This is a genomic window from Nonomuraea sp. NPDC004580, assembly GCF_040609855.1.
Taxonomy (GTDB): domain Bacteria; phylum Actinomycetota; class Actinomycetes; order Streptosporangiales; family Streptosporangiaceae; genus Nonomuraea; species Nonomuraea salmonea.
Genome location: NZ_JBEXLH010000009.1, coordinates 149,867 through 173,667, shown reverse-complemented (window position 1 = coordinate 173,667; position 23,801 = coordinate 149,867). Strand labels below are relative to the sequence as shown.

The window sequence follows — 23,801 nt, the reverse complement described above, 5'->3', positions numbered from 1 at the left end:
GGCCGGCGCTCGAAATAACCACGATGGTGAGTCGAAATGCAACCATCGGAGCTCCTGAATGGGCAGTACGAACAATTCGCGAATTCGGCTGACCGCCGCGACGCGCGCCGTCCTCGGCACCGCCGCGACTCTGACCGTCCTGGCGGCTCTGGGGCAGCCCGACACGTCGCTGCTGGCCGGCGGCTTCACCGTGATGACGAGCGCGCTGGCCGTCGACCGGCTCGGCACCCTGGCGCTCGGTGCCCCGCTCTACCTCGCGGCCCTGGCGGCCGGGGCCGCGGTGGGGCCGTACCCGGTCGCCGCCGCGCTGGTGTTCCTGCCGCTGATCTACGCCGCCGTGCGCGCCCGCCTTCACGGCGCCATCGGGCACGGCGCAGGCGTCTTCGCCTTCATGGGCTTCTTCCTCGCGCAGTTCACCGAGGCGCGAGCGGCCGACGTGCCGCACCTGAGCGTGGCGGTGGTGGTCGCCTTCTGCGCCGTCCTGTGCACGGCCGTGCGCGTCCCGAACCCGGCGGAGCCGCCCCGCGCCGCGAGGCGGCAGGCCCTCCAGGTGACGGCCGCCTCCGCCCTGGCCATCGCCGGCGGTCACCTGGTGTCCCCTGACCACTGGTACTGGGCCGTCGTGACCACCTGGGTCGTGTTCATCAACACCGAGAGCACCGGCGAGGTCCTGCGGCAGAGCGTGCGCCGGCTGGTGGGCACCGTCCTCGGGGCGGGGGCCGGCTACGGCCTGGCCACGCTGGCGGCGCCGTACGGCCCGCTGCTCCTCGTCCTGCTGCTGGCCTGCATGTTCGGCATGTTCTTCACCTCGCCGGACGCCTACTGGGCGGTCACGTTCTTCATCACCGGCATGCTCTGCATGCTGCTCGCGCTGCTCGACACGTTCTCGGCGGACGTGCTCGTCCTGCGCGTGCACGAGACCGCGCTCGGCGCCTGCTGCGGCGTCCTCGCCGCGCGACTGCAGTCACGTGACGGATACCGCGACCATGACCGGCCGCCGCACGATGGCTGAGCCCCTCGACGATCACCGAACTGGAGACGCATCAATGGACACGATCACCCTGGGCGACGTCACCCTGACCCGCGTCCAGGAGTACTTCGGGCCCGTCGACATGACACCCGAGGTGTTCTTCCCGGAGAGCCCGGCCGAGGCGTGGCAGGCCCACAGCGACTGGCTGGTGCCGGACTTCCTCAACGCGCGGACCCGCATCGTCAACTCGGCCATCCAGACCTGGGTGCTGCGCAGCGAGGGCAGGACCATCCTGGTCGACACCGGCGTCGGCAACCACAAGGACCGCCCGTACGCGCCCGTCTGGAACCGGCTCAACACGAGCTTCCTGGACAACCTCGCCCGCGCCGGAGTCCGCCCCGAGGACGTCGACATCGTCGTCAACACCCACCTGCACATCGACCACGTCGGCTGGAACACCTACCTCGACGGCCGCACCTGGGTGCCCACGTTCCCCAATGCCACCTACCTGATGCCCAAGGCGGACTTCGACTTCTGGAACCCGGCCAACGACCACAAGGCGCGGCTCGGCCGGGGCAACCAGAACGTGTTCGAGGACAGCGTCGCCCCCGTGGACGAGGCGGGCCAGACCCGGCTGTGGGAGGACAGCCACCACATCGACCGCAACCTGCGCCTCGACCTCGCCCCCGGCCACACGCCCGGCTCGTCGGTGCTGACCCTGGAGTCGGGCTCGGACCGGGCCCTGTTCGTCGGCGACCTGCTGCACAACCCGTTCCAGATCCACGAGCCCGACGTCAACAGCTGCTTCTGCGAGGACCCGGCGGCGGCCATCGCCACCCGCCGCGAGCTGCTGGGCCGGGCGGCCGACACCAACGCCCTGATCATCCCGGCCCACCTGGGCGGACACGGCGCCGCCGAAGTCGTCCGCGAGGGGGACAAGTTCGCCGTCAAGGGCTGGGCGCCCTTCGCCCCGTACACCGAGCAGGTCTGAAAGGCACCACCATGAGCAACCTCGTCGTCACCACCGCACAGGGAGCCGTCCGCGGCCTGCTCCGGGGCGCCGCCCGCACGTTCATGAACATCCCGTACGCCGCCCCGCCCCGAGGCGCCGGCCGCTTCGCGCCGCCGCAGCCGCACGAGCCGTGGGACGGCGTACGGGACGCCACCACGCCGGGCCCCAACGCGCCGCAGTCGGAACGCCGACTCGGAAACGTGGATATGTCGCCCTATTTCGGCGCCGGTTGGAGCCGCGGGGACGACTACCTGACCGTCACCGTCAACACGCCCGCCTCAGGGGGTGACGCGCTGCCGGTCATGGTGTTCGTCCACGGCGGCGGCTTCGTCGCCGGTTCCACGCGATCCCCGATGTACGACGGCTCCGCGTTCGCCCGCGACGGCGTCGTCCTCGTCACCCTCAACTACCGGCTCGGCATCGCCGGCTTCCTCGACCTCCCCGGCGCGCCCCCCAACCGCGGCCTGCTCGACGTGGTCGCCGCCCTGCGCTGGGTCCAGCAGAACATCGCCGCCTTCGGCGGTGACCCCGGCAACGTCACCCTCTTCGGCCAGTCGGCCGGCGCCACCATCGTCGGCGGTGTCCTCGCCACCCCTTCGGCCGCCGGGCTGTTCCGCCGGGCGATCGTGCAGAGCGGCAGCGGCCTGGGCGCGTTCAGCACCGAGCAGGCCGCCCGCGTCACCAAGGCCGCGGCCGACGTCCTCGGCGTCGAACCCCACGTGGGCGCCTTCGCCGGCGTCCCCGACGAACGCCTGGTCGAGGCCGCCTCCCAGCTCTCCGGCATCGACCTGCGCACCGGGACCCGCACCGACCCGCTCATCGGGCTCAGCCCGTTCAGCCTCGTCCTCGACACGCAGCCCGCCGAGGCCGTCGCCGCCGGGCTGGGCGCCGGCGTCGACCTGCTCGTCGGCACGAACGCCGAGGAGGGCAACCTCTACCTGGTGCCGGTGGGCACGTACGCGACCTCGACCGCCGCCGACGTCCACGCGACGGCGGCGCGCTCGCACCCGTCGCCTGAGCGCCTCGTCGAGACCTACCGCAGGTCCCGCCCCGGGGCGTCGTACGCCGAGCTGCGCTCCGCCATCATGGGCGACGCCCTGTTCGGGGCCGGCAGCCGCGCGCTGGCCGCCGCGCACGCCGCCCACCCAGGCTCCGGCACCTACGCGTACGAGTTCGCCTGGCGCTCCAAGGCCCTGGACGGAGAGCTCGGCGCCGCCCACGCGGTCGAGGTGCCCTTCGTCTTCGACCTCGCGCACCGGCCCGAGCTGAACGGCCCCCACGCCCTCCTCGGCCCCGGCCAGGCCCCCGCCGACCTCGCGACCCGCGTCCACGAGACCTGGATCCGCTTCGCCAGGACCGGCGACCCCGGCTGGACCCCGTACGACACCGGCCGCCGCGCCACCATGCGCATCGACACCGAGTGGACCCAGCACGACGACCCCCGCCCCGAAGAACGCGAGATCTGGACATGATCATCACCACCGAGAACGCGCCCGTCCTGCCCGCCCCCCTGTCGCAGGGCGTCCGCAAGGGCCCCATCCTGCAGGTCTCCGGCCAGCTTCCCCTCGACCCGGTGACCGGCGAGGTCGTCGGCGCCACGGTCGCCGAGCAGACCGCCCAGACTCTGCGCAACGTGGCCGCCGTGCTGGAGGCGGGCGGCGCGACCTGGGCGGACGTCGTCATGCTGCGCGTCCACCTCACCGACCCCGCCCACATGGCCGAGATGAACGAGGCGTACGAGTCGATCGTCGAAGCCCCGTTCCCCGCCCGCACCACCGTCAGCGTGCAGCTCCCTCCGGGCCTGCTCGTCGAGATTGACGCCCTAGCCGTGCTGGACATTCCTCAATAAATGTCGCTACCGTCCCACGGGCCGATGAATGTCTGGGGGTTTGAATGGTGGCAAGAAAGGAGGTATGGCGAGAAATTTCCGGCCTCGCCATTCCGCTCTTCGTGGCCGGATCGCTCAATCTCGCGTCCCAGCTCGGCATCGTCGCCATTCTCGGGCGAATGGGCGGCGAGGCCGTTCATGTGCGTGCCAGGTGCTCACCGACCTGCGCCGCATCGGGCGTGCCCATCGCCCTGTCCTTCCTCGTGATCTCCGCGTACAACCTCGAGAGGCAGTCGTCGCACCCGTCCGACCTACCGCGACCGGAGCCTCCAGCGAGGCTTGAACACCGACAGCGCCGTCGAGGCCAGCAGCATGACGATCTGGGCGCCCAGCACCCAGACCTGGGCCCACTGACTGGACGTCACCGCCTGCCTGGCCCCCTCCGTGGCAGCCGCCATGCCCTCAGGGTCGAACAGGAACATCCCCACGCACACGACGGCCACGAGCAGGCCCAGCTTGATCGCCACCCAGTAGTACCGGATCAGCCCCCAATGGGTGCCCAGCCCGAGCGTGATGCCGCTGGCCAACGCGATGAAGCTGAGCGGGATGCCGCCGGCGAACACCATGGCCGGCATCAACCGGTACGCCATGTGCGCCAGCGCGAGGTCGTCGGTCAAGGTGGCGGCCGTGTTCAGCGCCACCAGCCCCCACACCTCACCGACCAGCGCCACGGACGCGACGATGTGGACGACCAACAGGGTCTTACGCATGCGGGGTGCCATGATCTCGCCTCACCTCGGGGTTGCAGCACTCACCGCCCATCGTCGCGACTGCGCCCCCGTACGACGTCCGCCCGTGGATGACGCTCCCGCTACACCGAATGACGTAGGCCCCGAACGACGGACAACCTCTTTCGGGCTGCTTACGGCTCCCGCCGCCCTCTCCGCACGGCTCGTTACGGCGCGCATCATGACGAGCAGCACAGTTGTCGAGAGAAAGGCCGACGAAATGCGCGTCTACCGGGTCACCGCGGCGGCGGGGTTCCTCTGCGCCGTGTTGCTCGTGGTCAACTCCGCCCGGCGGGGCGGATTCGTGCCGGAGACGGCGTTCACGCACGCCATCGCACCGTTCGCGGCGCTGGCGGGGCTGCTCGCGATCACCGGCCTCTACCTGCTCATCCGTCCGGCGTCGGGCACGCTGGGCCTGATCGGGTACGTGCTCAACAGCGCCGGCCTGGCCGGAGCCTTCGCCATCGAGTACATCCTGCACTTCGTCTTCCCCTACCTCAGCGGCGGCGCGGTGACCGGCCTGCTGGCGGGAAGCACGGGACAAGCCTTCATGATCACAGCGATCGTGCTGCTCGCAGGCGTACTGACCTTCAGCGTGGCCGCCCTGCGTTCGGGGATGCTGCCGGTGATCGGCGTCGTGCTGTACGCGGCGGGGATGATCCCCGGCTCGTTACGGAACGCGGTGCCGCTCCCGGTCTACCTGACCGGCCTGGTGGTGGCGGCGGTGGGGGTCGCGTGGATGGCGGCCCGCCTGTGGCACACCCCCGACGAAGAACCGGCCACCGCCCCGGCGACCGCCTGAACGACCGTCCGCCCTCTCCCGCTCAAGCCGACGGGAGAGGGGGGAGGACGGGATACAGGGCCGCAGGTCAGGCGAACGTCAGGACGTAGCGGCCGCGGACGCCGGGCCGTTCGAGTGCGCGGTGGGCCTCGGCGGCCTGGGCGGCGGGCAGCTGGGCGGCGACGCGGAGGGTGAGGCGTCCCCGGCCGGCGAGTTCGGCGAGCCGGTCCAGCTTCTCCGCCTCCTCGGCGTAGTGGAGGACGAAGACGGGGGCGACGCGGACGCGGTCCGTCCCGTCGCCCTGCCAGCCGCGTACGGTGACCAGCGTGCCGCCGTCCTTGACGGCCGGGAGCACGGCGGCGTCCAGGACGGCGGTGTCGAGCAGCCCGTCCACGCCGTCGGGGTGGAGGCGGCGGACCTCCGTCACGAACGCGTCCCCGCGCGGCACCACCTCGTCGGCGCCGCACGAGCGGACGAAGTCCTCGTCCTGCGGGGCGGCGTCGGCCACGACGACCAGCCCGGCCTGCTTGGCGAGCTGGATGAAGTACCCGCCGAGGATGCCGGCCGCGCCCGTGACGGCGACCGTCGCGCCGGCGGGGAGCGCCAGCGTGTCGAGTGCGTGCTGCGCGGTGAGGCCGTTCATGGGGAGGGTGGCGGCCTCGGCGTCCGAGAGCCCGGCCGGGATCTTCGTGACCGACCGTGCCGATACGACCAGGTCCGCCCGGTAGCCGCCGTGCTCGCCCGAGGGCACCACGATGGCCATGACGGCGTCCCCGGCCGTCAGCGGCCGGTCCACGTCGGGGCCGACCTCGGTGATCGTGCCGGCGACGTCCATGCCCGGCACCCGTACCGTGTCCTTCTCGTTCTGGCGCGGACGTGACCGGATCATGATGTCGGCCGGGTTCACCGCCGCGCTGGTGACCCCGATCCTGACCTGGCCGGGGCCGAGGGGCTGCGGCGGCAGGTCGAGCTCGACGAGCGTGTCAGGTCCGCCTAGCTGCGTTGCTCCGATTGCGTAGACCATGGTGATGCGTCACTCCTTACGGCTGGAGGCCTTCGAGTAGCAGGGTGCACACCTCGTCGAGCTCGGTGTCGATGCCGGGCTCCCGCCATTCGGCGGCATGGGCGAGGTGGTGGAACTTGGCGGTGGCGTGGAAGACCGCGCGGGCGGTGGCCTCCTCGTCGCTCGTGTGGAAGCCGCCGTCGCGGGCGCCGTCGGCGATGATGGCCGTCAGCTGGCCCAGGAGGTCGGCGACGTGGTCGGTGGCGACGGTGCTGTGGGCGGCGGCGAGGTTCCCGTACGCCGCGAACAGCTCGGGGTCCTCGCGGATCTTGGTCTGCTTCAGGGCCAGGACGGCGTGCAGCCACGTACGCAGCCGGCGCGCCGGCGGCATCCCCTGGTCGGCGGCGATGACGGCGAGGGTGTCGCGGTTGTGGTCGAGCCAGCGCCGGGTCACGGCCTCGCGCAGCGCCTGCTTCGAGGCGAAGTGCTTGTAGACGGCGGCGTGGCTGACCCCGAGCGCCCTGGCGACGTCCACGACCGTCGCCTTGTCCGGTCCGTGGCGGCGCAGGATCTCCTCGGTGGCCGCCAGGATCGTGTCCGCGTCCAGGGGGGTTCGCTTCTGCTCCACGCGGCGAACCTACGCCCATCGGTGACAGATTTCAAATCTTGTAACTTGATACTCAGGGGTCCTCCCTCCTGAGCACGAGACCGCAACTCCGACCTGAGGCTCATGACGATCAGCGGGCACGCACCTAGATTCGAAGCATGCTTCCGCGCCCGCCCGAGGCTGACCGGCAGTCCCTTCCCGACCTCCTCCACCGAGCCCTCTTCAAGGCGGTGTCCCTGCTTCCGCCCCGAGCGCAGGCGGTGCTGCTGCGGCGCTACTTCAACTGGTGGCACCGCTCACCCGACCCCTGGCGGCTCCGTACTGACGACTACGAGCAGCACAAATACGCCACGACGTTACGTCTCCTGCCCGCCCGCCCCTATCACCGCATCCTCGACGTCGGCTGCAGCGAGGGCGTCTTCACGCACATGCTGGCCACGAGGTACCCCGACGCCGAGGTCACCGGCGTGGACGTCTCCGAGCGCGCACTCGACCGGGCCCGCGCACGTCCCGCCCGCGAACGCCTGACGTTCACCTGCGCCGACCTGATCTCCTACACGCCGCCCGGCGCCTTCGACCTCGTCTTCTGCGCGGAGACCCTCTACTACCTGGGCCGCGGCGAACGCCTGCGCCTCGCCTCGGCCCGGCTGACCGAGCTCGTCGCCCCCGGCGGCCTGCTGACCCTCGTCCACCCCTGGCCCGAGGCCGAACGCCTCTACACCTACATCAGCGGCATGACGCCGATCCTGCACCACGTCGAGATCGAGACCCACCGGCCGTTCTCCGTCACCGTCCTCCAGGCCGCGCCCGTGGTGAGGTGACGATCGTCGGGCCAGGCCCTTGCCCTTGAGCCTGGCCCGGCTCGTCTTCTACGTGATGCCGCGCTTGCCGTAGAGGGCGGCGGCGAGCGCCACGCCCGCCCCGGCCAGCACGACCTGGATGACCAGCTCGATCCAGTCGATTCCTCCGCCGCCCGGCGTCCCGTCACCCATGCGCCCATCCGGCAGGCGGGCCGTGCCCAGGCGCCGTCGTCCTGATCGCCGTGAACGAGACGTTCCGCAGCCTCATACGCCGGCCCCGCAGCGTCGGCTCGCCGGCCTTCCCCATCACCGGCGCGCCGCCGGGTTCTCGTGTCGAGGAGTATGTCTGCCGTGGACGGCTATTAGGTTCAACTGGGCCTGGTCGTGGTACTGATCATCGTCAACGCGATCTTCGCCGGTAGCGAGCTGGCGCTGATCTCGCTGCGCGACGGCCAGCTGCGCCGGCTGGAGCAGCGCGGCCAGGGCGGGCGGATCCTCGTCCGGCTGGCTCGGGACCCCAACCGGTTCATGGCCACGATCCAGCTCGTCATCACCCTGTCCGGTTTCCTCGCCTCCGCCACGGCGGCGGTCACGCTGTCGGAGCCGCTGGTGCCGCTGGTGCCGCTGCTGGGCTTCCTCGGCGACGCGGCGGGCCCGGTGGCCATCGTGCTGGTGACGATCGTCCTGACGTTCCTCACCCTGGTCTTCGGCGAGCTGGCGCCCAAGCGGGTGGCCATGCAGCGCGCCGAGAGCTGGGCCATGCTGGCGGCCCGGCCGCTCAGCGCGATCTCCACCGTGTCCAGGCCGGTGGTGTGGGCGCTGGGCAAGTCCACCGACCTCGCCGTACGGCTGATGGGCGCCGACCCGCGCCGGCACCGGGAGGAGATCAGCCCAGAGGAGATCCGCGACCTGGTCGCCACCCACCGCGGCTTCACCCCGGAACAGCGCCTGATCATCTCCGGCGCCGTCGAGATCAGCGAACGCGTGCTGCGCGAGGTGCTCGTCTCCCGCCGCCAGGTCTTCACCCTCGACGCCGGCGCCCCGTCGAGCAGGCCCGCCGCCTGCTGGCCGGCTCGGGCCACTCCCGCGCTCCCGTCGTGGGCGCCCGCGGCTTCGACGACGTCACCGGCATCGTCAACCTGCGCGACCTGCTCACCGACGAGAACGCCGTCACCGCCGCGGACGTGGCCAGGCCGCCGCTCCTGCTGCCCGACAGCCTGCCGGTGGCCGAGGCGCTGCGCCGCTTCAAGCCTTCGACGACGTCTGGGCGAGTGCGCACCCCGACCTGGCCGCCTCGCTCATCCACTACGCCTACCACTGGGACCCCGGCTGCACGCGCCGGCACGGGCTCCTCTGCCTGGCAGGCGGACCCCTTCCGGCTATGAGCCGTCGATGAGGCGGATGGCCAGTTCAGGGCTGAACGTCCCGGCCGGCGTGCCGGGCGCGATGCCGCAGTTGCCGTCCGAGTCGCCGGGGACCTTCACCCACAGCAGCAGCTCCGTGCCGCGGTCGCCGCCGACCTGGGCGGGCGTGCCGAGCCGGCGGCCGGCGGGGTTGCACCACTCGCCGTTGGAGCCCTTGCCGTTGCGGCTGGTGTCGATCACCCACTTCGCGCCGCCGCCCAGGGCGGCGTTGACGTCCGACGCGTACGCCGCCGACTGCGCGGTCGTATAGTAGTTCGAGACGTTGACGGCGAAGCCGCGGACGTTGCCCACGCCCGCGTTCCGCAGCCGCTGGGCCATGGTGCCGGAGGCGACCCAGCCGGCGTTGCCCGCGTCGAGGTAGGCCCAGGTGTTGGGCGCGTGGTCGCGGAACTGCTCGGTCGCGTACGTCAGCATGCGGTTGCGCGCCGCGATGTCCTCGTCGTCCATGCAGGCGAAGTCGCCCAGGGAGTCGGGCTCGATGACGACGACGGCGGGACGGTCACCGATGGCGGAGGCGAAGGCGGAGATCCACGCCCGGTACGCGCTCTCGCTCCCGGCGCCGCCACCCGAGTGGCCGCCGCAGGCGTCACGGCCGGGGATGTTGTACGCCACCAGGACCGGCAGCCTGTCGGCGGAGTCGGCCGCGGCGACGTAGGCGGACACGGTGGCGCTGACGTCCCCGAACCAGCCGCCGACCCAGAAGGCCATCGGCTTGGACGCGATCGCCGACTGGATGCGCGCGGCCCGGGGGGTCGCTTATGTACGCAGATCAGGGCCCTGTCACGTACGGCCCGGGAAGCCCGTCCTTGGCGCGCAGCGCGTAGAGGTTGCCGTTCGAGCCGCCCACGTACACCAGCCCATGGGCCACGGCGGGCCGGGTCTGGAAGTGGCTGCCGGTCGGGAAGCTCCAGCGGGACGCCCCGGTGGCCGCGTCCAGGGCGTGCAGCGTGCCGGTGTCGTCCTGGGCGAGGACGGTGTCGCCGTGGACCGACGCCGTGGCGGCGATCGGCCTGCTCCAGCGTTCGCGCCCGGTCGCGGGGTCGAGGGCGTGCAGCTTCTGGCCGCCGACGTAGAGCGTTCCCCGCGACTCGGTGACGCTCCACTGTCCTGTGGTGGCTTCGGGGGTGAGGCGCCAGCGCTCCTTGCCGGTGGCGGCGTCCAGCGCGTACGTGAGCCCGCCGTAATGACCGACGTAGACGGTGTCGCCGATCACGACGGGCTTGAGGGCGATGTGGCCGAACTCCCTCCGCCATCGCGCCTTCCCCGTCGCGGGGCCGAACGCGCTCAGCCGCCCGTCGGAGACCGCGAAGACGGTCCTGCCGTGCGCGATGAGGTGCCCTGTCGGGACGGCGTTCGCGGTACCCATGGGTGAGCGCCAGCGCAGCGCGCCCGTCGCGGCGTCGTACGCGGACAGCACGCCTCGCTCATCGCCGGGCGGGCCTTTCCGGCTGGTCGCGTAGACGGTGCCCGCGGCGACGGCCACGTCGCCCAAAGAGCCGGGGACACGGACGCGCCACCGCCGCTTGCCGTCGGCGGCGTCCAGCGCGAGAACGTGGGAGAAACCGACGCCCGCGTACACGCCGCCGCCCTGGATGACGACATCCCTGGCGTCGAACTCGCGCAGCCATCGGGTTCGTCCTGTCGCGGGGTCGATGGCCGCGACGCCGCTGCCCACGCCGTAGAGCACGCCGTCCACCAGCTCGGGCGCGGCGGGAATGGACCTCCAGATGAAGCGCCCGGTGACGGCGTCCACGGCGTACAGTCCGTCGTCGGCGCCGGCGTACACGACATCGCCGTCCACCACGGGATCGGCGCGGACGCCCGCGTCCGCGAGGTAAGTCCAGCCGCCCGTCCGCACGCGGGGAGGGACGCGCTCGCCTGGCCGGTAGCGGGCCATCAGGTTGTCGCGGACCCGGCCTGCCGCCAGGCGCTGGAGCAGCCGGGACTGCGACGTCAGATGCACGATGACCGGTCCCACGTTGACGAGCGTCGCGCTGCCGGTGCCGCCGGCCCCGTGAAAGGTGTACGAGAAGACGCCCTCGGCTTCGGACGTGGGGTCGTGATCGAAGCTCTCGCGCCCCTTGACCTGCCCGGCCGTCGCGGCGAAGACGGCGCCCGCGTCCTGGGAGACCCAGCTCACGGCGAGCGAGATGACGTCGCCGTCATCCGGCACGTAGTCGCAGGCCGCGGGCAAGGAGAGCCGCCCCAGGGATTTGGTGGCCGGGACGCGGCGGACGTCCTCGCCGAGGTCCTTCGAGGTGAGCAAGGAGCACGCGTCCGGCCAGTCGCGCAAAGGGAGGCCGCCGAGCGCGACCGGGCCTTCTGGCCGTCCATAGACGGGCCGGAACGCGGTGATCCGGTCGTCATGGTGGACGAAGGCGTAACGCGAGGTCGCCCCCACGAGATTGGTGGCGTGCGCGAGCGGCCTGTCCAGGGGAAACCCGACCAGGCGGCCGGTGCCCCGCTCGCGCGAGAGGAGGAAGCCGGGCAGCGGCCAGTCGCCGTTGAAATCGAACTCCGGGCGGAATTCGGCGTCGGGGTGCTCGCCGACCCAGAACGGCAGGTCGTCGCCGGGCCAGCGGGAAAGGGGCAGCCGCGTGCCGTCCTCGTCGAAGAGGAACCGTTCGTCCTGCACCCTCACGACGACGAACCCCTCCGGCGCCGGCTCGGACACGAGCAGCGTGCCGGCGTCCGCGGCGGTGGGCAGCGTACGCGTCCAGTTCCTGCGCAGCGTGCGCGGATCGTAGGAGGCCAGCTGGACGGTGCCGCGCTCGCAGCGGGCCAGCAGCATCACGGACCTGGAGGCTCCGATGGTCCATCCGTCGCAACCCGGCGGGTCGCCGGTACGCCTCCGTACGGCGCCGGTCCGCGCGTCGAGCGAGACCAGCCCGTGGCCGTCCTGGTGGAGGACGACGAGGGGTCCCATCACCTGGACCTGGGGGGAGCCACCGTTCACCCGCGCGGGCACCGCGTACCGCCATAAGAAACGGCCGGAGGCGAGGTCGTGGGCCTGCACGGCCCACTTCGTCACCCCTTCCGCCGAGGAGGTGAGGAAGAGGAGCCCGGCTTCGGCGGAGATCTCGGTGGGGGAGGTGACGCCGGTGGCGATGGTGCGCGAAACCGCGCCGGTGCCGGCGTCGCGTACGGTGACCGAGCCGTCCCCTGCCGCCATGAGCAGGTGGCCGCCGGACAGCGCGTTGAGGGCGGCCATGCTCCCGGCAGGGACCGACCAGGCCTCTTTCCACCCGATGAGGTCCCGCGGCGGCCGGCCGTCGGCGGCGGCCGCGAGCGCGGCGGTCACCGCGAGCGCCGCCAGCGCCCGCAGACCGCGGCCGATCAGCACGGACGGCGCCCGTCGCACGGCCGCCACCCTCCGTGCGGCAGCTCGCGATAGTACGCCTGGTAGCGGGACGCCTCGCCGGTCAGCCGGAACGACCCGCCGTCCGGGGCCTTGACCGTCACCTGTTCCGTACGGCCGTCCGCGAGCACCGTCACCCGCAGCTCGAACTCGTAGTACGCCTCCTTTCCCGTGAAGCGCAGGGTGAAGGTGACCGGCTCGTCCCGTTTCAGGTCGATCTGCTTCTCTTTGAAGTACGCGGCGCCTTTGGCGGTCGTGAACCGGGGAGCGGGACGGTCGAGGTCGGCGGCCAGCTGCACGGTGTCGGTCTCGCCGCCGCCGGTGATCGCGATGAGGCGGGCGCCCCGCGACACCGGCTTGCGGGCGAGGACGCGCGGCTCGATGTCCACGATGCGCGCGCTGCTGCGATTGCCGGTCAGGACGACGGTGACGTCCATCCTGTCGATCAACGCCCTGCGGTGGCGCGCGAAGACGTCCTGCCGCCGCTGCTCGTCGGCGTGGGTGGCGATCATGACCGCCCGGTCGTCCGGCTCGATCACGGGCTCGCGCAGGACGGTGTCGCGTTCCGAGTAGTCGATCTTCACGTGGCCGATGGTGATGGCGGCGGTGCCGCGTACGCGCTCGACCGCGTCGGAGCCGTGGGTGTTGTACCACTCGGTGAACACGACGCCGAACGCGGCCAGGATCACGGCGCTGACGATGCCCGCCAGCCACCCCACCAGCCCCGTCGACCGGCCCTCACCGTCCTGCTGCCGCTCGGGCGCGACGTCACGACCGGCCGATGTGCGCTTGTTGCGGCGAGCTCTGCCCATGGGGACGCGATTCCTCCACAACCGATGGTCAGGATCAGCGTAGGCAGGAGTCCGGGCGCGCAGGAGCGGTTTCCGGTTTTTACGGCGCCGCGTGCAGGGCTTCGTGGGTCCACCGGCCGCAGGGTTGCGCGTGCAGGCGCCAGTAGTGCTCGGCGATGTCGTCGGGGTCGAAGCCGGTGCCAGGGGCGACCGGTCCTGCCACGGTGACGCTCGCGACGTGGACGCCGGCGGGGCCGTACTCCTGGTCGAGCAGCATGACCAGGGTGCGGACGCCGGCCTTGCCCAGGGAGAGGCTCACGTACTGGGGTTTGGGCTCGGGCATGCCGCCGGTGATGAGGATCGTGCCGTGGCCGCGTGCCGCCATGGCGGGCGCCACGTGGGCGGCGGCGTTGAGCGCGCCGACGACGTTCACCGCCCAGGCGTCCATGTGGCCGCGTACGGACAGCTCACCCGGCGCGTCCGCCTGGATGATCGCCGCGTTGTAGACCAGCACATCAGGGACGCCGTGCGCCCGCGCCACCTCGTCGAGCGCCGCGTTCAGCCCGGCCTGGTCGGTGGCGTCGGCCCGGCACGTGACCACCTCGCCGGCGACCGCGTCGGCCGCGCCCCGCAACGTACGCTCGCCGCGGGCGATCAGCCCGACCGGCATCCCCTCCCTGGCGAACCTGCGCGCCACCGCCTGCCCGATCCCCGGCCCCGCCCCGATGATCACTACCCCCGCCATCTGAACTCCTCCTTGCTTCGGCGATACTCGGGACGGTAAGGGCTCACATCGATGTGAAGGTCAAGGCATGCGGATCGGGGACCTGGCCGACAGGACCGGGGTCAACAGGCGGCTGCTGCGCTACTACGAGGAGCAGGGCCTGCTCAGGCCCATCAGGCTGGACAACGGCTACCGCGAGTACCGCGAGTCGGACGTCGCCGCCGTCCGCCACATCCGCGCCCTGCTCGCCGCCGGGCTGCCCACCGCCGTCATCGCCCGCGTCCTGGACTGCGTGGACGGCTCCGACGGGCTGATCACGCCGTCCCACTGCCCGACCTTCGTCGACGACCTGCGCCGCGAACGCACCCGCATCGCCAAGACCATCGAACAGCTCCAGACCTCGCAGAACGCCCTGGACTCGCTCCTCGACGCGGCACTGCGCGAACCCTGAGTCACGCTCCGGCGAAGCTCACCGTCTCCGACATGTCCGGTACATCGTCCTCGGCGTTCACCCGGCGGTCGAGCCGGGGCCCGGCAGGAGGTCGACGTCGCCGGCGTGCATCGGCTCGCCGCAGCGGCTGCACGTCGGCTCGACGTGGGCGATCTGCCCGCAGGCGTGGTGGCGGTAGAGGACGGGTGGCCCTGCCTCGCCGGCCAGCCAGCGGTCGCCCCAGCGCGCCATCACCATGAGCATCTCGACGAGGTCGGCGCCCTTGTCGGTGAGGTGGTACTCGTAGCGGGGACGGGCGTCGTAGGGGCGGCGTTCGAGGACGCCCTGCTCGACCAGGTGGTGGAGGCGTTCGGTGAGGACTTTGCGGGAGATGCCGAGGCCGGCCTGGATGTGGTCGAAACGGTGCACCCCTGCCCACACGTCGCGCAGGATCAGGGGCGACCAGGGCTCGCCGATCACGTCCATGGTGCGGGCGATGGAGCACGCCATCTCGCTGAACCGCGTTCGCTGCATGGCGGCAGTCTAGCGTTCGGGGTTCCCTCAAGAAACTCGAAAGCATCGTGACGACGAACAGATTCAGGCCCTCGCCACCACCGCCCAGCCCTGCAGCCTGGCGCTCCCGCACTGGGAGCAGCACCTGAGCGTGCCCGGTGAATGTCCGGCCGGCGCCCTGGTCCGGCCGCTGCCGCCGGTTGAGAATCGAACGAGTCTCCGTTCGCAGAAAGGGGTCCGATCCGTGATGCGTGCTCTGCAGAAAGCCGCCTTCGTCGTGGGGCTGTTCGCCATGACCATGTTCGCCCTGCCGGCCGCCGCCTCGGCGCAGTCGCCGCAGGACTGCCTCGCCTACCTCAACAGTCACGGCTACCCGACGACCCAGGCCAGGATCGACGCCTGCAACTCGCTCGTCACCGCGTTCTGCATCGAGATCCTGGAGGACGGCGAGGTCGCGGCTGAGCACGCCAGGGCCGCCTGCGACCTGCGGCGCTCCTAGCGCCCGGCCCGATGGGCCCTGACCCGTTCACGGGTGGCGCAGCGGCGGGAGCAGTAGTGGCGCTCCTGGCCGCTGCCCTGGGCGATGAACACGTTCCCGCAGCCGGTCGCGGCGCAGACCTTGCCGGGCGGTCGCTGGCGGTCCCAGACGAGCACGGTCAGCGCCATGCAGGACGAGGTGAGGAACCATTCGCCCAGGGGCCGTCGTCGTCGCGGTCGAGGTGCGGATGCCAGGGCGTGGCGCCGCCGTGCGAGGTCAGGCGCAGCGGGCCGGTGTGCTCGCGCAGAAGGCGGATTCGCCGTCACCGGCTCGGCCACCGATGCCGCGTCGCTGCTCGCGGGGATCACGGCGGCAGCGGCGGTCGGCGGCCCGCTGCTCGGGGCGCTGCTCGACCGGGCGGCGCGGCCCTGGCCGCCGTCGATCACGCGGTCGTGCTCGTCGCCGCCATGCTGCTGGTCGGCATCGGCCAGGCCCCCAGCTCACCGCCCTGTTCGCGATCCGCCACCGCGAGGCCCCCGAGCGGCTGCGCAGCCAGATCTTCACCACCGGAGCCAGCCTGAAGATCACCGGCTTCGCCCTGGGCGCGGCGATCGCGGGCCCGCTCGCCACCTGGTCGCTCACGGCCGCCCTCATCCTGGCCGCCACCCTGTCGGCGCTCGCGGCCCTCACCTGGAGTCGTAGTCCTCGCGGTTCGCGAGGACCTCGCTCATGTGCGTCTGCGCCCAGCTCCTGAGCCCGCGCGTCAGGTCGTGGAGGGAGAGGCCGAGGCCGGTCAGCTCGTAGGAGACGGTGACGGGGACGGTCGGCGTCACGGTACGGGTCAGCAACCCGTCACGCTCCAGCGACCGCAGCGTCTGGGTCAGCATCTTCTGGCTGACCCCGGCCAGCATGCGGGAGATCTCCGAGTACCGCATCGCCCTCGGACCCTCCTCACCGCCGCCCAGGGCGCACAGAATCAGGACGACCCACTTGTCCGAGATGCGGTCGAGCAGCTGCCGGCTGGGACACCCCGCCAGGAACGCGTTGTACTCCACCTTGGCCTGGGCCCGCTGCTGGGCCGCCTTCATCGTCGCCACCGCTCACACCTCTCACCCGTGGGTGGGTTACGCACTTCAGAGTGCCTACTTCCCGGAAGGAAGCTGCTTCCCAATACTGATGCAGAGCACCAACGAAAGGTACCCACATGAGCACATCCCTTCCCGGCGGCACCTGGACCCTGGGAGACCTGACCGTCACCCGATTCGGGTACGGCGCCATGCAATTGGCCGGCCCGTGGGTCATGGGCCCGCCCGCCGACCGCGAGGGCGCCCTGGCCGTCCTGCGGGAAGCGGTCGGCCACGGCATCACCCACATCGACACCAGCGACGCCTACGGCCCGCGCATCACCAACGAACTGATCCGCGAGGCCCTGCACCCCTACCCCGAGTCGCTGCACATCGCGACCAAGGTGGGCGCCACCCGCGACGAGCAGGGCGGCTGGCCTCCCGCCCGGCGCCCCGAGGACCTGCGCCGCCAGGTCCACGACAACCTCAAGTCCCTGGGGCTCGACGTCCTCGACCTGGTCAACCTCCGGCTCGGCGACGCCGAAGGCCCCCAGCCCGGCTCGCCGGCGGAGGCGTTCGAGACACTCGCCCAGCTTCAGCAGGAGGGCCTGATCCGCCACCTCGGGGTCAGCAACGCCACCGAGGAGCAGGTCGCGCAGGCGCAGGGCATCGCGCCTATCGTGTGCGTGCAGAACCTGTACAACCTCGCCCACCGCCACGACGACAAGCTGATCGACCGCCTCGCCGCAGAGGGCATCGCATATGTCCCCTTCTTCCCTTTGGGCGGCTTCACCCCGCTCCAGTCCTCAGCCCTCTCGGCCGTCGCCGCCCGCCTGGAATCGACCCCGATGTCAGTAGCCCTGGCCTGGCTCCTCCAGCGCTCCCCGAACATCCTCCTGATCCCCGGCACCTCATCGGTGGCCCACCTGCGCGAGAACGTCATCGGCGCCGCCCTCTCCCTCTCACCCGAGGACCTGGCCGATCTGGACACCATCGCCGGTCAGCGTTGACGGGACGGCGCCGAGGCCCCAGGTTGGGACCATGGAAGAGTTCCGCATGGCGCGCGCCTTCTCACCCGCGACCATCGTCCGGCTGGTTCTCCCTTCCATCCTCCTCATCCCGGTATGGCTGGTGCTGATCGCCGTCGTCCCCGACCGTCATCGGCTCGACCTGGCGCTCGTCGCGGCAGGCGCGACGGTGACCCTCGCCGCCGTGCGGTCGGTCAGGTGGCGGCAACTGTCCGCTGCCACGGTCGCCCGCCTCTCGCCCGAGGGCGTCGAGATGCAGGACTGGTACGGCTCCCGCGTACGGCTGGCCTGGCACGACGTCGAGAGCGTCACCGTCGTGGACAGCCGGGTCCCCAGCCCACGGACCATCACCAGGGACGGCAGGGTGGCCGTCAGAACCGGCGCCAGGGAATGCGTCGGCCTGGCGGGCTGGGGCACGTACGACATCCCGCCCAACGCCCCCGCCTGGCTGTCGGCCCACCGCGCCCGCCTGCCCATCGACCCGGCATCGGGCCTCTGGAGGATCACCATCCCCCTCGGCGCCATCGACCCCCAGTGGGAACTCGGCTCGATGGGCGAGGCGATCCGCCGCCACCGACCCGACCTCCTCCAGCCGAGGGCCGGCACGCTTCCCGCGTGACCGGCCCAGGACCAAGGTCCTTCGTACGACGGTCGTACGGCACTGCCCCGGACGGGTACCGCGGATAGGCCGGATGGCGGGCCCGTCATCGCAGGTCAGGACGGCGCGGCAGGCCGGTGCTGGGCTGGTCGGGCTGGGGGGACGCCAGCGACGCCTGCGGGGCGCGCAGCGCGGACAGCGCCCAGCGGCCGGGGCCGAGCACCGCGATCAGCAGGAAACCCCAGCAGAACAGGGCGGCCTTCTCGCCGCCGTTCTCGATCGGGAACAACGCCTGCGGCTGGTGCACGACGAAGTACGCGTACGCCATGGTGCCCGAGCAGATGACGGCGGCGGCGCGCGCGGCCACGCCGAGCAGGACCATGCCTCCGGCGACGAGCTCGATGAGGGCCGCCCACCAGCTTGGCCACTCGCCGAAGGCCGGCGCCTCGCCCTGCGGGCCGCCGAGAACACCGAACAGGGTCGCCGCGCCGTGGCAGCTGAACAGCAGTCCCAGCACGATCCGATAGAGGGCCAGGAAAAGATCCTGCCGCCGGTTGACCAGTGCTTCCATGAAGGCGTCCTTCCTCAACGTGCTGATTGATGTCATCTCCAGAACCGGAGATGAAAAGACTGGGAGCGCTCCCAAAAAGAGTCAAGAATGCGCCTTTGTCCTGTCAACTCTGGTCGGTCAGGGGGTCCGGCCGGATGGGCGCGAAACGCCGGGCTCACTTGGTCCAACGCCGAAGCGGTGAAAATTTCGGATAGTTGAAAATTTCACCGTCCGTCCGCCTTCCGCCAGACCGACACGTGGCCTCTGCTCTCGCCGGTGAAGGGCGTGCGCGTCCAGCCGGCCCGGCGCTCCTCCAGGCGCATCCCGGCGATCCGCGCTGCTGGAGTCCTCTGACCGGCCGGCCGGCTCCTGGCCGCGCTATCACGACAGCCTCGCCCTGTTCTCACCCGCCCGCTACAGCGGCCTGCCCGGCATGGCCTCCGCACGCCGGTTGATTCGATGAAGGTCGAATTTGACATCCATCTAAGTCTTCGGGCATTCTGCCGATGGTGTTACTTAGACGGATGTCGAATCAGGAGAAATGCCATGAGTGGATGCTGCAGTCCCAACGCCGTCGAGCTGGAGCCCAGCCGCCCGGCCGCACGACCCGATGGCCTGCCCGTCGTGGTCATCGGCGCCGGCCCGATCGGGCTGGCCGCGGCGGCCCACCTCGCCGAGCGCGGGCTGGACTTCGTGGTGCTGGAGGCGGGGGAGCGGGCGGGGGCGTCGATCGCGCAGTGGGGGCACGTACGGCTGTTCAGCCCGTGGAAGTACGACATCGACCCCGCCGCGCGCCGCCTGCTGGAGGCCGCCGGCTGGAGCGCGCCGGACCCCGAGTGGCTGCCCACCGGGGCCGAACTGATCGACGACTACCTGGCGCCGCTGGCCGAGCTGTTCGGCGAGCGGGTGCGCACCGGGGCGGAGGTGACGGCGATCAGCAGGCTCGGCTACGACCGCGTCCGTACGGCGGGCCGCGAGCAGGCGCCGTTCCTGATCCGCCTTGCCGACGGGAGCGAGCTGCACGCCCGTGCCGTCATCGACGCCTCCGGCACCTACGCCACCCCGAACGTGCTCGGCGCCTCCGGCCTGCCCGCCCACGGGGAGGCGGACGCCGGTGACCTGATCGACCACGCCCTGCCCGACGTCCTCGGCGCCGACCGCGACCGGTACGCAGGCCGGCACGTCCTGGTCATCGGCGCCGGCCACTCGGCGGCCACCACGCTGCTCGCCCTGGCCCAGCTTGCGGACACCCCGATCACGTGGGCGATCCGCGCCGGCAGCGCCGCCCGTACGTACGGAGGCGGAGACGCGGACGCCCTGCCCGCACGGGGAGCGCTCGGCACCCGCCTGCACGCCCACGTCGAGAGCGGCCGCATCCGCCTGGTGACCGGCTTCTTCACCCACGCCGTCGAACGGGACGGCGACCAGGTGCGCGTGCTCAGCCGCGACCCCTCAGGACACGAGCAGACCATCACCGCCGGCCGCATCGTGGCCGCCACCGGCTACCGCCCCGACCACACCATCGCCGGGGAACTGCGCCTCGACCTCGACCCGATCCTCGGCTCCACCCGCGCCCTCGCCCCGCTGATCGACCCCAACGCGCACTCCTGCGGCACCGTCCCGCCGCACGGCGCCGACGAGCTCGCCCACCCCGAAGACGGCTACTACGCCATCGGCGTCAAGAGCTACGGCCGCGCTCCCACGTTCCTGCTGGCCACCGGCTACGAGCAGGCCCGCTCGGTGGTCGCCGCGCTGGCCGGCGACTGGGAGGCGGCCCGGGACGTCCAGCTCGACCTGCCCGAAACCGGCGTCTGCTCCTCCAGCCTCGCCGAGGCCCAAGAGCAGCGGGTCGGCCTGGCCACCGGGATCAGCGGCGGCCTCCTGAGCACCCCGCTGCCGCTTGCCGGGGCGTCCCAGGGCGGCTGCTGCGGCTGACCAGGAGATTCGATGCCCCCCGATCCGATCACCGCCGCCTCGACCGGCGGCGCGAGCGCCCTCCTACGCGGCGCAAGGTCATCTGCTCGTCCACCATGCCGCCGGCAGTACACGCCGATCGTTTCGGCGGTCGTCGGCTTGCTGGAGGGATGTACCTGCCTACCAGGTGAAGGAGATCAGCTGGCCGGGCAGGCGGTGATGTCGCGGCCCGCCCAGTTCACCGCGACCTCGCCGGTCGCCAGGAAATCCAATTCGACCTCCCCTTTCATCCTGGCGAAGAACCGGGTTTCGGACATGGGCCGCAGGTCGGTCTTGGCAAGCCCGTGCACCTCCACCATCAGCCGGTCGCCGTCGCGCGTGACGTCCATCGTGGAGGTGCGGCCCAGGTAGCGCATCGTGTAGCGGCCGGTGTACCGGTCGAGGACGGCAGGATCGACGGTGACGAAGGTCCGGCGGCTGGGCAGTTCGTACGGTCTGCCCCGGGCGATCGCCGCCAGGGCGGCCTCGATCTCGGTGAACGCGGCGTTCTCGAGGTTGGACAGCACGGTCACGAAGAGGTCGTCGCGACGGTAGTGCGCTGAGACGCTGACGAAGCCGATAGTACCGCCGGAGCTTTCGACGCGTTCGCCGCGCACCGCACAGCCGTAGCCGTAGCCGATCCCGTCGGCTGCGGCGTGCGGCTTGACCAGCTCCGCGAGCGATTCAGGGCGCAGCAGGCGGGGCAGACCGCGGTTCCAGCGGTGCAGGTCCTCGACGGTTGAGTGCAGGGCCCCGGCGGCGTCCTGATGGGAGTTGTGCAGGTGCGGGGTGCGGGTGAGGCGTCCGTCGCCGGCCATGTAGCCGATGGCGTGTCCTTCGGCGGGCTCGTCGGTCAGGCCGCTGTCCTCCATGGCCAGCGGGGCGAGGATGTGCCTGCGGATGTACTCGGCGTAGCTCAGGCCGGACGACCGCTCGATCACCTCGCCGAGCAGGACCCATCCTGAGTTGCTGTAGCTCATCCGCGCGCCGGGCTCGAACAGCAGGGGCCGATCCTTGAAGTCGGCGATGAGCGCCGCTCTCGTGCGTGGCGTTCCCATGACGCGGGTGAAGCCTTCGGTCGTGACGTAATCGGGGATGCCCGAGGTGTTGGTCAGCAGGTGGTGCAGCGTGATCGCGTCGCCGTGCGGGTAGCCGGGCAGGTGGCGGCCGATCGGGTCGGCGACGCGGAGCCTGCCCTGCTCCTGGAGGCCCAGGATCGCGATCGCGGTGAAGGTCTTGGTCTGGGACCCGATCCTGAATGCCGTGCGCGATGTGTTGGGCACGGCGTGCTCGTGGTCGGCGTGGCCGTACCCCTTGGCGAAGAGCCGCCGGCCCCCGCGGGCGACCAGCACCGCGCCGCTGAACCTGCCGAGCCGCGTGTACGCGCGGACGAGCGCGTCCATCCGTCGTGTGAGGAAGAACATCCGTACGCTCCGTTGCTCCATTTTGATTAATCAACTTTGACTATCAGAGCACGAGGCCGTTGATATGGTCAATCTCGACTATCGCGTGGAGGTGTTCGAGTGTCGTCGACCCGGTTGCTCGTCCTGGGCGTGCTCAATGAGGGGCCGCGGCACGGGTACGAGATCAATCAGCTCGTCACGGCCGGGGCGTTGGAGCAGTGGACCGACGTGAAGGCGGGATCGGTCTATCACGCCCTGGCCAAGCTGGAGGCCGAAGGGCTCGCCGAGACGCATTCGGAGGAACGCACCGGCGATCGGCTGCGCCGCGTTTACGCGATCACGCCCGAGGGCCGGCGTGCGCTACGCGACCTGCTGCGCAAGGCACTGTCCGCGCCCCCGCACTCCACCAGGTCCGACTTCGCACTGGCGCTGCGCTGGCACGCGTTGCTGGATTCGGGAGAGGCGCGGGAGCTGGTGGCGGCCTCCTGCCGGGCGCTGGAGAGCCGGCGGGCGGACATCGCGGCGGGGCGGGAAGCGAAGGCCGGCCTGTCACCGCTGGCCGACGCGCTGTTCGACAACGCCGATGCACATCTGGCCGCTGACGCGAAACTCCTGGAGGACATCCAGCGCCTGCTCGGCCAGTGACGGCGAGCCGTGACTCACATCATCTCTGAGCGGGTGGCCAGCTCTGCTCGCAACGGGCGCCGACCGGTCCACCCCTTGCACGTCTACGTGTACATGCCCATGTACGTCCGCCTGTGCGCCGACGCCGCGCCGCACTGACCGGCCATCCCCGACTATCATTTAGACGAACGTCGAAACACCCGCCAGGTCCGGAGGCCCCCGCATGACTTCCACCACCCTGCCCCTCGTCCGAGCCGGCCAGGGCGCGCAGGAGGGGGCGTGCTGCGCGCCGATCGCCCGCGAGCCGCTCAGCGAAGGCGACGCCGCCGAGCTGGCCGTGCTGCTCAAGGCGGTGGCCGACCCGGTACGCCTGCGGCTGCTGTCCATGATCGGCTCTCACGCCGGCGGCGAGGCGTGCGTGTGCGACCTGACCGACGCCTTCGACCTGACCGCGCCCACCATCAGTCACCACCTCAAGGTGCTGCGCACCGCCGGACTGATCGGCAGTGAGCGGCGCGGCACCTGGGTCTACTACTGGATCATCCCCGAGACGGTGAACCGGCTGGGCGCCCTGTTCGCTCCGCTAACCGCCCCTGCCGTCGCGCAGTAGCTCGCCGAGCAGCCTGACGACCTGGGACCGGATGTCGTCGCGGATGGCCCGGACGGCTTCGATGCCCTGCCCGGCCGGGTCGTCGAGCTTCCAGTCCTCATAGCGTTTGCCGGGGAAGATCGGGCAGGCGTCGCCGCAGCCCATGGTGATGACCACGTCGGAGGACTTGACCGCGTCGGCCGTGAGGACCTTGGGGTGGGCGGCGGTGATGTCGATACCGACCTCTCGCATGGCTTCCACCGCGACCGGGTTGACCCGCTCGGCTGGTTCCGATCCGGCTGAGCGGACCTCGATCCGGTCGCCGGCCAGGTGGGTCAGCCAGCCGGCGGCCATCTGCGAGCGGCCGGCGTTGTGGACGCAGACGAACAGGACGGACGGTTTGTCAGCCACGGGCGGGCTCCTCGGAGGAGGGCCTGAATTCTCAACGGCAGCGGCTTCATGAACGCTCCGAAAGGCAGGCGACG

General features: G+C 71.4%; 29 protein-coding genes and 1 pseudogene. 15 read left to right on the top strand and 15 right to left on the bottom strand.

What is annotated here, in order from left to right:
- Positions 1 to 58 precede the first annotated feature (58 nt).
- The 4 genes from ABZW11_RS13195 to ABZW11_RS13180 are packed head-to-tail and all read left to right on the top strand — an operon-like array spanning position 59 to position 3,831.
- Complete coding sequence (locus ABZW11_RS13195; protein WP_355415872.1) at positions 59 to 1,012, top strand: FUSC family protein; 954 nt, start codon at positions 59 to 61, stop codon at positions 1,010 to 1,012.
- A 34-nt stretch (positions 1,013 to 1,046) separates the two neighbouring features.
- A complete protein-coding gene (locus tag ABZW11_RS13190) occupies positions 1,047 to 1,961 on the top strand; it encodes an MBL fold metallo-hydrolase (protein WP_355415870.1) in 915 nt (304 codons plus the stop codon).
- Positions 1,962 to 1,972: 11 nt separating this feature from the next.
- Positions 1,973 to 3,454: a carboxylesterase family protein gene (locus ABZW11_RS13185; RefSeq protein WP_355415868.1), complete on the top strand. Its 1,482-nt coding sequence runs from the start codon at positions 1,973 to 1,975 to the stop codon at positions 3,452 to 3,454.
- Positions 3,451 to 3,831, top strand: a complete 381-nt coding sequence (locus tag ABZW11_RS13180) for a Rid family detoxifying hydrolase (protein ID WP_355415866.1) — start codon at positions 3,451 to 3,453, stop codon at positions 3,829 to 3,831. Before ABZW11_RS13185 ends, ABZW11_RS13180 begins: the two co-directional genes overlap by 4 nt.
- 290 nt (positions 3,832 to 4,121) lie before the next feature.
- On the opposite strand, the gene ABZW11_RS13175 is transcribed toward ABZW11_RS13180, so the two are convergent.
- On the bottom strand, positions 4,122 to 4,580 hold the full coding sequence (locus ABZW11_RS13175; protein ID WP_355415864.1) for a hypothetical protein: 459 nt from the start codon (positions 4,578 to 4,580) through the stop codon (positions 4,122 to 4,124).
- 199 nt (positions 4,581 to 4,779) lie between these two features.
- On the opposite strand from ABZW11_RS13175, the gene ABZW11_RS13170 reads away from it, so the two are divergent.
- Positions 4,780 to 5,400 (top strand): hypothetical protein, encoded by a 621-nt coding sequence (locus ABZW11_RS13170; protein WP_355415862.1) that lies wholly within the window; start codon positions 4,780 to 4,782, stop codon positions 5,398 to 5,400.
- Between the two features lie 67 nt (positions 5,401 to 5,467).
- Here the strand turns inward: ABZW11_RS13170 and ABZW11_RS13165 are convergent, their stop codons facing one another.
- Together ABZW11_RS13165 and ABZW11_RS13160 are read right to left on the bottom strand one after the other, a co-directional pair.
- Entirely contained in the window at positions 5,468 to 6,403 is a 936-nt protein-coding gene (locus ABZW11_RS13165) for an NADP-dependent oxidoreductase (RefSeq protein ID WP_355415860.1), read from the bottom strand.
- Between the two features lie 16 nt (positions 6,404 to 6,419).
- Positions 6,420 to 7,010 carry a TetR family transcriptional regulator gene (locus ABZW11_RS13160; protein ID WP_355415858.1) on the bottom strand — a complete coding sequence of 197 codons (591 nt, stop codon included), beginning with the start codon at positions 7,008 to 7,010 and terminating at the stop codon, positions 6,420 to 6,422.
- Between the two features lie 137 nt (positions 7,011 to 7,147).
- Here ABZW11_RS13160 and ABZW11_RS13155 point away from each other — a divergent pair, with 137 nt between their 5' ends.
- Positions 7,148 to 7,810, top strand: coding sequence for a class I SAM-dependent methyltransferase (locus ABZW11_RS13155; protein WP_355415856.1), 663 nt, complete (start codon positions 7,148 to 7,150; stop codon positions 7,808 to 7,810).
- A 48-nt stretch (positions 7,811 to 7,858) separates the two neighbouring features.
- Here the strand turns inward: ABZW11_RS13155 and ABZW11_RS13150 are convergent, their stop codons facing one another.
- A complete protein-coding gene (locus tag ABZW11_RS13150; protein ID WP_355415854.1) occupies positions 7,859 to 7,981 on the bottom strand; it encodes a hypothetical protein in 123 nt (40 codons plus the stop codon).
- 192 nt (positions 7,982 to 8,173) lie between these two features.
- Here ABZW11_RS13150 and ABZW11_RS13145 point away from each other — a divergent pair.
- Positions 8,174 to 8,653 (top strand): annotated as a pseudogene (locus tag ABZW11_RS13145) (DUF21 domain-containing protein); the annotation flags it as partial.
- Positions 8,602 to 9,174, top strand: coding sequence for a CBS domain-containing protein (locus ABZW11_RS13140; RefSeq protein ID WP_355415892.1), 573 nt, complete (start codon positions 8,602 to 8,604; stop codon positions 9,172 to 9,174). The pseudogene ABZW11_RS13145 and the gene ABZW11_RS13140, both read left to right, overlap by 52 nt.
- On the opposite strand, the gene ABZW11_RS13135 is transcribed toward ABZW11_RS13140, so the two are convergent.
- The 4 genes from ABZW11_RS13135 to ABZW11_RS13120 form a co-directional block, all read right to left on the bottom strand.
- The gene (locus ABZW11_RS13135) at positions 9,169 to 9,948 is read right to left on the bottom strand and encodes a glycoside hydrolase family 6 protein (RefSeq protein WP_355415890.1); all 780 of its coding nucleotides are present in this window, start codon (positions 9,946 to 9,948) and stop codon (positions 9,169 to 9,171) included. The two genes, ABZW11_RS13140 and ABZW11_RS13135, sit on opposite strands and share 6 nt — an antisense overlap.
- Positions 9,949 to 9,982: 34 nt before the next feature.
- Entirely contained in the window at positions 9,983 to 12,574 is a 2,592-nt protein-coding gene (locus ABZW11_RS13130; RefSeq protein ID WP_355415852.1) for a PQQ-binding-like beta-propeller repeat protein, read from the bottom strand.
- Positions 12,550 to 13,383 carry a hypothetical protein gene (locus ABZW11_RS13125; RefSeq protein WP_355415850.1) on the bottom strand — a complete coding sequence of 278 codons (834 nt, stop codon included), beginning with the start codon at positions 13,381 to 13,383 and terminating at the stop codon, positions 12,550 to 12,552. The genes ABZW11_RS13130 and ABZW11_RS13125 overlap by 25 nt, the downstream gene beginning before the upstream one ends.
- Before the next feature lie 79 nt (positions 13,384 to 13,462).
- Positions 13,463 to 14,107, bottom strand: a complete 645-nt coding sequence (locus ABZW11_RS13120) for an SDR family NAD(P)-dependent oxidoreductase (RefSeq protein ID WP_355415848.1) — start codon at positions 14,105 to 14,107, stop codon at positions 13,463 to 13,465.
- A gap of 67 nt (positions 14,108 to 14,174) precedes the next feature.
- On the opposite strand from ABZW11_RS13120, the gene ABZW11_RS13115 reads away from it, so the two are divergent.
- On the top strand, positions 14,175 to 14,537 hold the full coding sequence (locus ABZW11_RS13115; protein WP_355415846.1) for a MerR family transcriptional regulator: 363 nt from the start codon (positions 14,175 to 14,177) through the stop codon (positions 14,535 to 14,537).
- Positions 14,538 to 14,594: 57 nt separating this feature from the next.
- Here ABZW11_RS13115 and ABZW11_RS13110 read toward each other — a convergent pair whose 3' ends face one another.
- A complete protein-coding gene (locus ABZW11_RS13110; protein ID WP_355415844.1) occupies positions 14,595 to 15,050 on the bottom strand; it encodes a helix-turn-helix domain-containing protein in 456 nt (151 codons plus the stop codon).
- A 226-nt stretch (positions 15,051 to 15,276) separates the two neighbouring features.
- Here ABZW11_RS13110 and ABZW11_RS13105 point away from each other — a divergent pair, with 226 nt between their 5' ends.
- A complete protein-coding gene (locus ABZW11_RS13105) occupies positions 15,277 to 15,528 on the top strand; it encodes a hypothetical protein (protein WP_355415842.1) in 252 nt (83 codons plus the stop codon).
- On the opposite strand, the gene ABZW11_RS13100 is transcribed toward ABZW11_RS13105, so the two are convergent.
- The 3 genes from ABZW11_RS13100 to ABZW11_RS13090 form a co-directional block, all read right to left on the bottom strand.
- On the bottom strand, positions 15,525 to 15,695 hold the full coding sequence (locus tag ABZW11_RS13100) for a CGNR zinc finger domain-containing protein (protein ID WP_355415840.1): 171 nt from the start codon (positions 15,693 to 15,695) through the stop codon (positions 15,525 to 15,527). The genes ABZW11_RS13105 and ABZW11_RS13100 overlap by 4 nt on opposite strands.
- Positions 15,696 to 15,783: 88 nt before the next feature.
- On the bottom strand, positions 15,784 to 16,197 hold the full coding sequence (locus ABZW11_RS13095) for a hypothetical protein (RefSeq protein ID WP_355415838.1): 414 nt from the start codon (positions 16,195 to 16,197) through the stop codon (positions 15,784 to 15,786).
- Positions 16,194 to 16,604, bottom strand: a complete 411-nt coding sequence (locus tag ABZW11_RS13090) for a helix-turn-helix domain-containing protein (RefSeq protein ID WP_355415836.1) — start codon at positions 16,602 to 16,604, stop codon at positions 16,194 to 16,196. The genes ABZW11_RS13095 and ABZW11_RS13090 overlap by 4 nt, the downstream gene beginning before the upstream one ends.
- A 107-nt stretch (positions 16,605 to 16,711) precedes the next feature.
- Between ABZW11_RS13090 and ABZW11_RS13085 the strand changes: the two genes are divergently transcribed.
- Positions 16,712 to 17,581 (top strand): aldo/keto reductase family oxidoreductase, encoded by an 870-nt coding sequence (locus ABZW11_RS13085; RefSeq protein ID WP_355415834.1) that lies wholly within the window; start codon positions 16,712 to 16,714, stop codon positions 17,579 to 17,581.
- 31 nt (positions 17,582 to 17,612) lie between these two features.
- A complete protein-coding gene (locus ABZW11_RS13080) occupies positions 17,613 to 18,218 on the top strand; it encodes a hypothetical protein (protein ID WP_355415832.1) in 606 nt (201 codons plus the stop codon).
- 85 nt (positions 18,219 to 18,303) lie between these two features.
- On the opposite strand, the gene ABZW11_RS13075 is transcribed toward ABZW11_RS13080, so the two are convergent.
- A complete protein-coding gene (locus ABZW11_RS13075) occupies positions 18,304 to 18,768 on the bottom strand; it encodes a DoxX family protein (protein ID WP_355415830.1) in 465 nt (154 codons plus the stop codon).
- 525 nt (positions 18,769 to 19,293) lie between these two features.
- Here ABZW11_RS13075 and ABZW11_RS13070 point away from each other — a divergent pair.
- A complete protein-coding gene (locus ABZW11_RS13070) occupies positions 19,294 to 20,682 on the top strand; it encodes an FAD-dependent oxidoreductase (protein ID WP_355415828.1) in 1,389 nt (462 codons plus the stop codon).
- A 176-nt stretch (positions 20,683 to 20,858) separates the two neighbouring features.
- On the opposite strand, the gene ABZW11_RS13065 is transcribed toward ABZW11_RS13070, so the two are convergent.
- Positions 20,859 to 22,124 carry a serine hydrolase gene (locus tag ABZW11_RS13065; RefSeq protein WP_355415826.1) on the bottom strand — a complete coding sequence of 422 codons (1,266 nt, stop codon included), beginning with the start codon at positions 22,122 to 22,124 and terminating at the stop codon, positions 20,859 to 20,861.
- Between the two features lie 99 nt (positions 22,125 to 22,223).
- Here ABZW11_RS13065 and ABZW11_RS13060 point away from each other — a divergent pair, with 99 nt between their 5' ends.
- Together ABZW11_RS13060 and ABZW11_RS13055 are read left to right on the top strand one after the other, a co-directional pair.
- Entirely contained in the window at positions 22,224 to 22,748 is a 525-nt protein-coding gene (locus ABZW11_RS13060) for a helix-turn-helix transcriptional regulator (protein WP_355415824.1), read from the top strand.
- Between the two features lie 202 nt (positions 22,749 to 22,950).
- Positions 22,951 to 23,337 carry a metalloregulator ArsR/SmtB family transcription factor gene (locus ABZW11_RS13055; RefSeq protein ID WP_355415822.1) on the top strand — a complete coding sequence of 129 codons (387 nt, stop codon included), beginning with the start codon at positions 22,951 to 22,953 and terminating at the stop codon, positions 23,335 to 23,337.
- On the opposite strand, the gene ABZW11_RS13050 is transcribed toward ABZW11_RS13055, so the two are convergent.
- Positions 23,311 to 23,727 carry an arsenate reductase ArsC gene (locus ABZW11_RS13050; protein WP_355415820.1) on the bottom strand — a complete coding sequence of 139 codons (417 nt, stop codon included), beginning with the start codon at positions 23,725 to 23,727 and terminating at the stop codon, positions 23,311 to 23,313. The two genes, ABZW11_RS13055 and ABZW11_RS13050, sit on opposite strands and share 27 nt — an antisense overlap.
- Positions 23,728 to 23,801 lie beyond the last annotated feature (74 nt).

What these genes read in the sequence shown, in the direction of transcription:
- ABZW11_RS13195 (WP_355415872.1), top strand. Translation starts at nt 59, where the DNA reads ATGGGCAGTACGAACAATTCGCGAATTCGGCTGACCGCCGCGACGCGC.
- ABZW11_RS13190 (WP_355415870.1), top strand. Translation starts at nt 1,047, where the DNA reads ATGGACACGATCACCCTGGGCGACGTCACCCTGACCCGCGTCCAGGAG.
- ABZW11_RS13185 (WP_355415868.1), top strand. Translation starts at nt 1,973, where the DNA reads ATGAGCAACCTCGTCGTCACCACCGCACAGGGAGCCGTCCGCGGCCTG.
- ABZW11_RS13180 (WP_355415866.1), top strand. Translation starts at nt 3,451, where the DNA reads ATGATCATCACCACCGAGAACGCGCCCGTCCTGCCCGCCCCCCTGTCG.
- ABZW11_RS13175 (WP_355415864.1), bottom strand. Translation starts at nt 4,580, where the DNA reads ATGCGTAAGACCCTGTTGGTCGTCCACATCGTCGCGTCCGTGGCGCTG.
- ABZW11_RS13170 (WP_355415862.1), top strand. Translation starts at nt 4,780, where the DNA reads ATGACGAGCAGCACAGTTGTCGAGAGAAAGGCCGACGAAATGCGCGTC.
- ABZW11_RS13165 (WP_355415860.1), bottom strand. Translation starts at nt 6,403, where the DNA reads ATGGTCTACGCAATCGGAGCAACGCAGCTAGGCGGACCTGACACGCTC.
- ABZW11_RS13155 (WP_355415856.1), top strand. Translation starts at nt 7,148, where the DNA reads ATGCTTCCGCGCCCGCCCGAGGCTGACCGGCAGTCCCTTCCCGACCTC.
- ABZW11_RS13150 (WP_355415854.1), bottom strand. Translation starts at nt 7,981, where the DNA reads ATGGGTGACGGGACGCCGGGCGGCGGAGGAATCGACTGGATCGAGCTG.
- ABZW11_RS13125 (WP_355415850.1), bottom strand. Translation starts at nt 13,383, where the DNA reads ATGGGCAGAGCTCGCCGCAACAAGCGCACATCGGCCGGTCGTGACGTC.
- ABZW11_RS13120 (WP_355415848.1), bottom strand. Translation starts at nt 14,107, where the DNA reads ATGGCGGGGGTAGTGATCATCGGGGCGGGGCCGGGGATCGGGCAGGCG.
- ABZW11_RS13115 (WP_355415846.1), top strand. Translation starts at nt 14,175, where the DNA reads ATGCGGATCGGGGACCTGGCCGACAGGACCGGGGTCAACAGGCGGCTG.
- ABZW11_RS13110 (WP_355415844.1), bottom strand. Translation starts at nt 15,050, where the DNA reads ATGCAGCGAACGCGGTTCAGCGAGATGGCGTGCTCCATCGCCCGCACC.
- ABZW11_RS13105 (WP_355415842.1), top strand. Translation starts at nt 15,277, where the DNA reads ATGCGTGCTCTGCAGAAAGCCGCCTTCGTCGTGGGGCTGTTCGCCATG.
- ABZW11_RS13100 (WP_355415840.1), bottom strand. Translation starts at nt 15,695, where the DNA reads ATGGCGCTGACCGTGCTCGTCTGGGACCGCCAGCGACCGCCCGGCAAG.
- ABZW11_RS13085 (WP_355415834.1), top strand. Translation starts at nt 16,712, where the DNA reads ATGAGCACATCCCTTCCCGGCGGCACCTGGACCCTGGGAGACCTGACC.
- ABZW11_RS13080 (WP_355415832.1), top strand. Translation starts at nt 17,613, where the DNA reads ATGGAAGAGTTCCGCATGGCGCGCGCCTTCTCACCCGCGACCATCGTC.
- ABZW11_RS13075 (WP_355415830.1), bottom strand. Translation starts at nt 18,768, where the DNA reads ATGGAAGCACTGGTCAACCGGCGGCAGGATCTTTTCCTGGCCCTCTAT.
- ABZW11_RS13070 (WP_355415828.1), top strand. Translation starts at nt 19,294, where the DNA reads ATGAGTGGATGCTGCAGTCCCAACGCCGTCGAGCTGGAGCCCAGCCGC.
- ABZW11_RS13065 (WP_355415826.1), bottom strand. Translation starts at nt 22,124, where the DNA reads ATGTTCTTCCTCACACGACGGATGGACGCGCTCGTCCGCGCGTACACG.
- ABZW11_RS13055 (WP_355415822.1), top strand. Translation starts at nt 22,951, where the DNA reads ATGACTTCCACCACCCTGCCCCTCGTCCGAGCCGGCCAGGGCGCGCAG.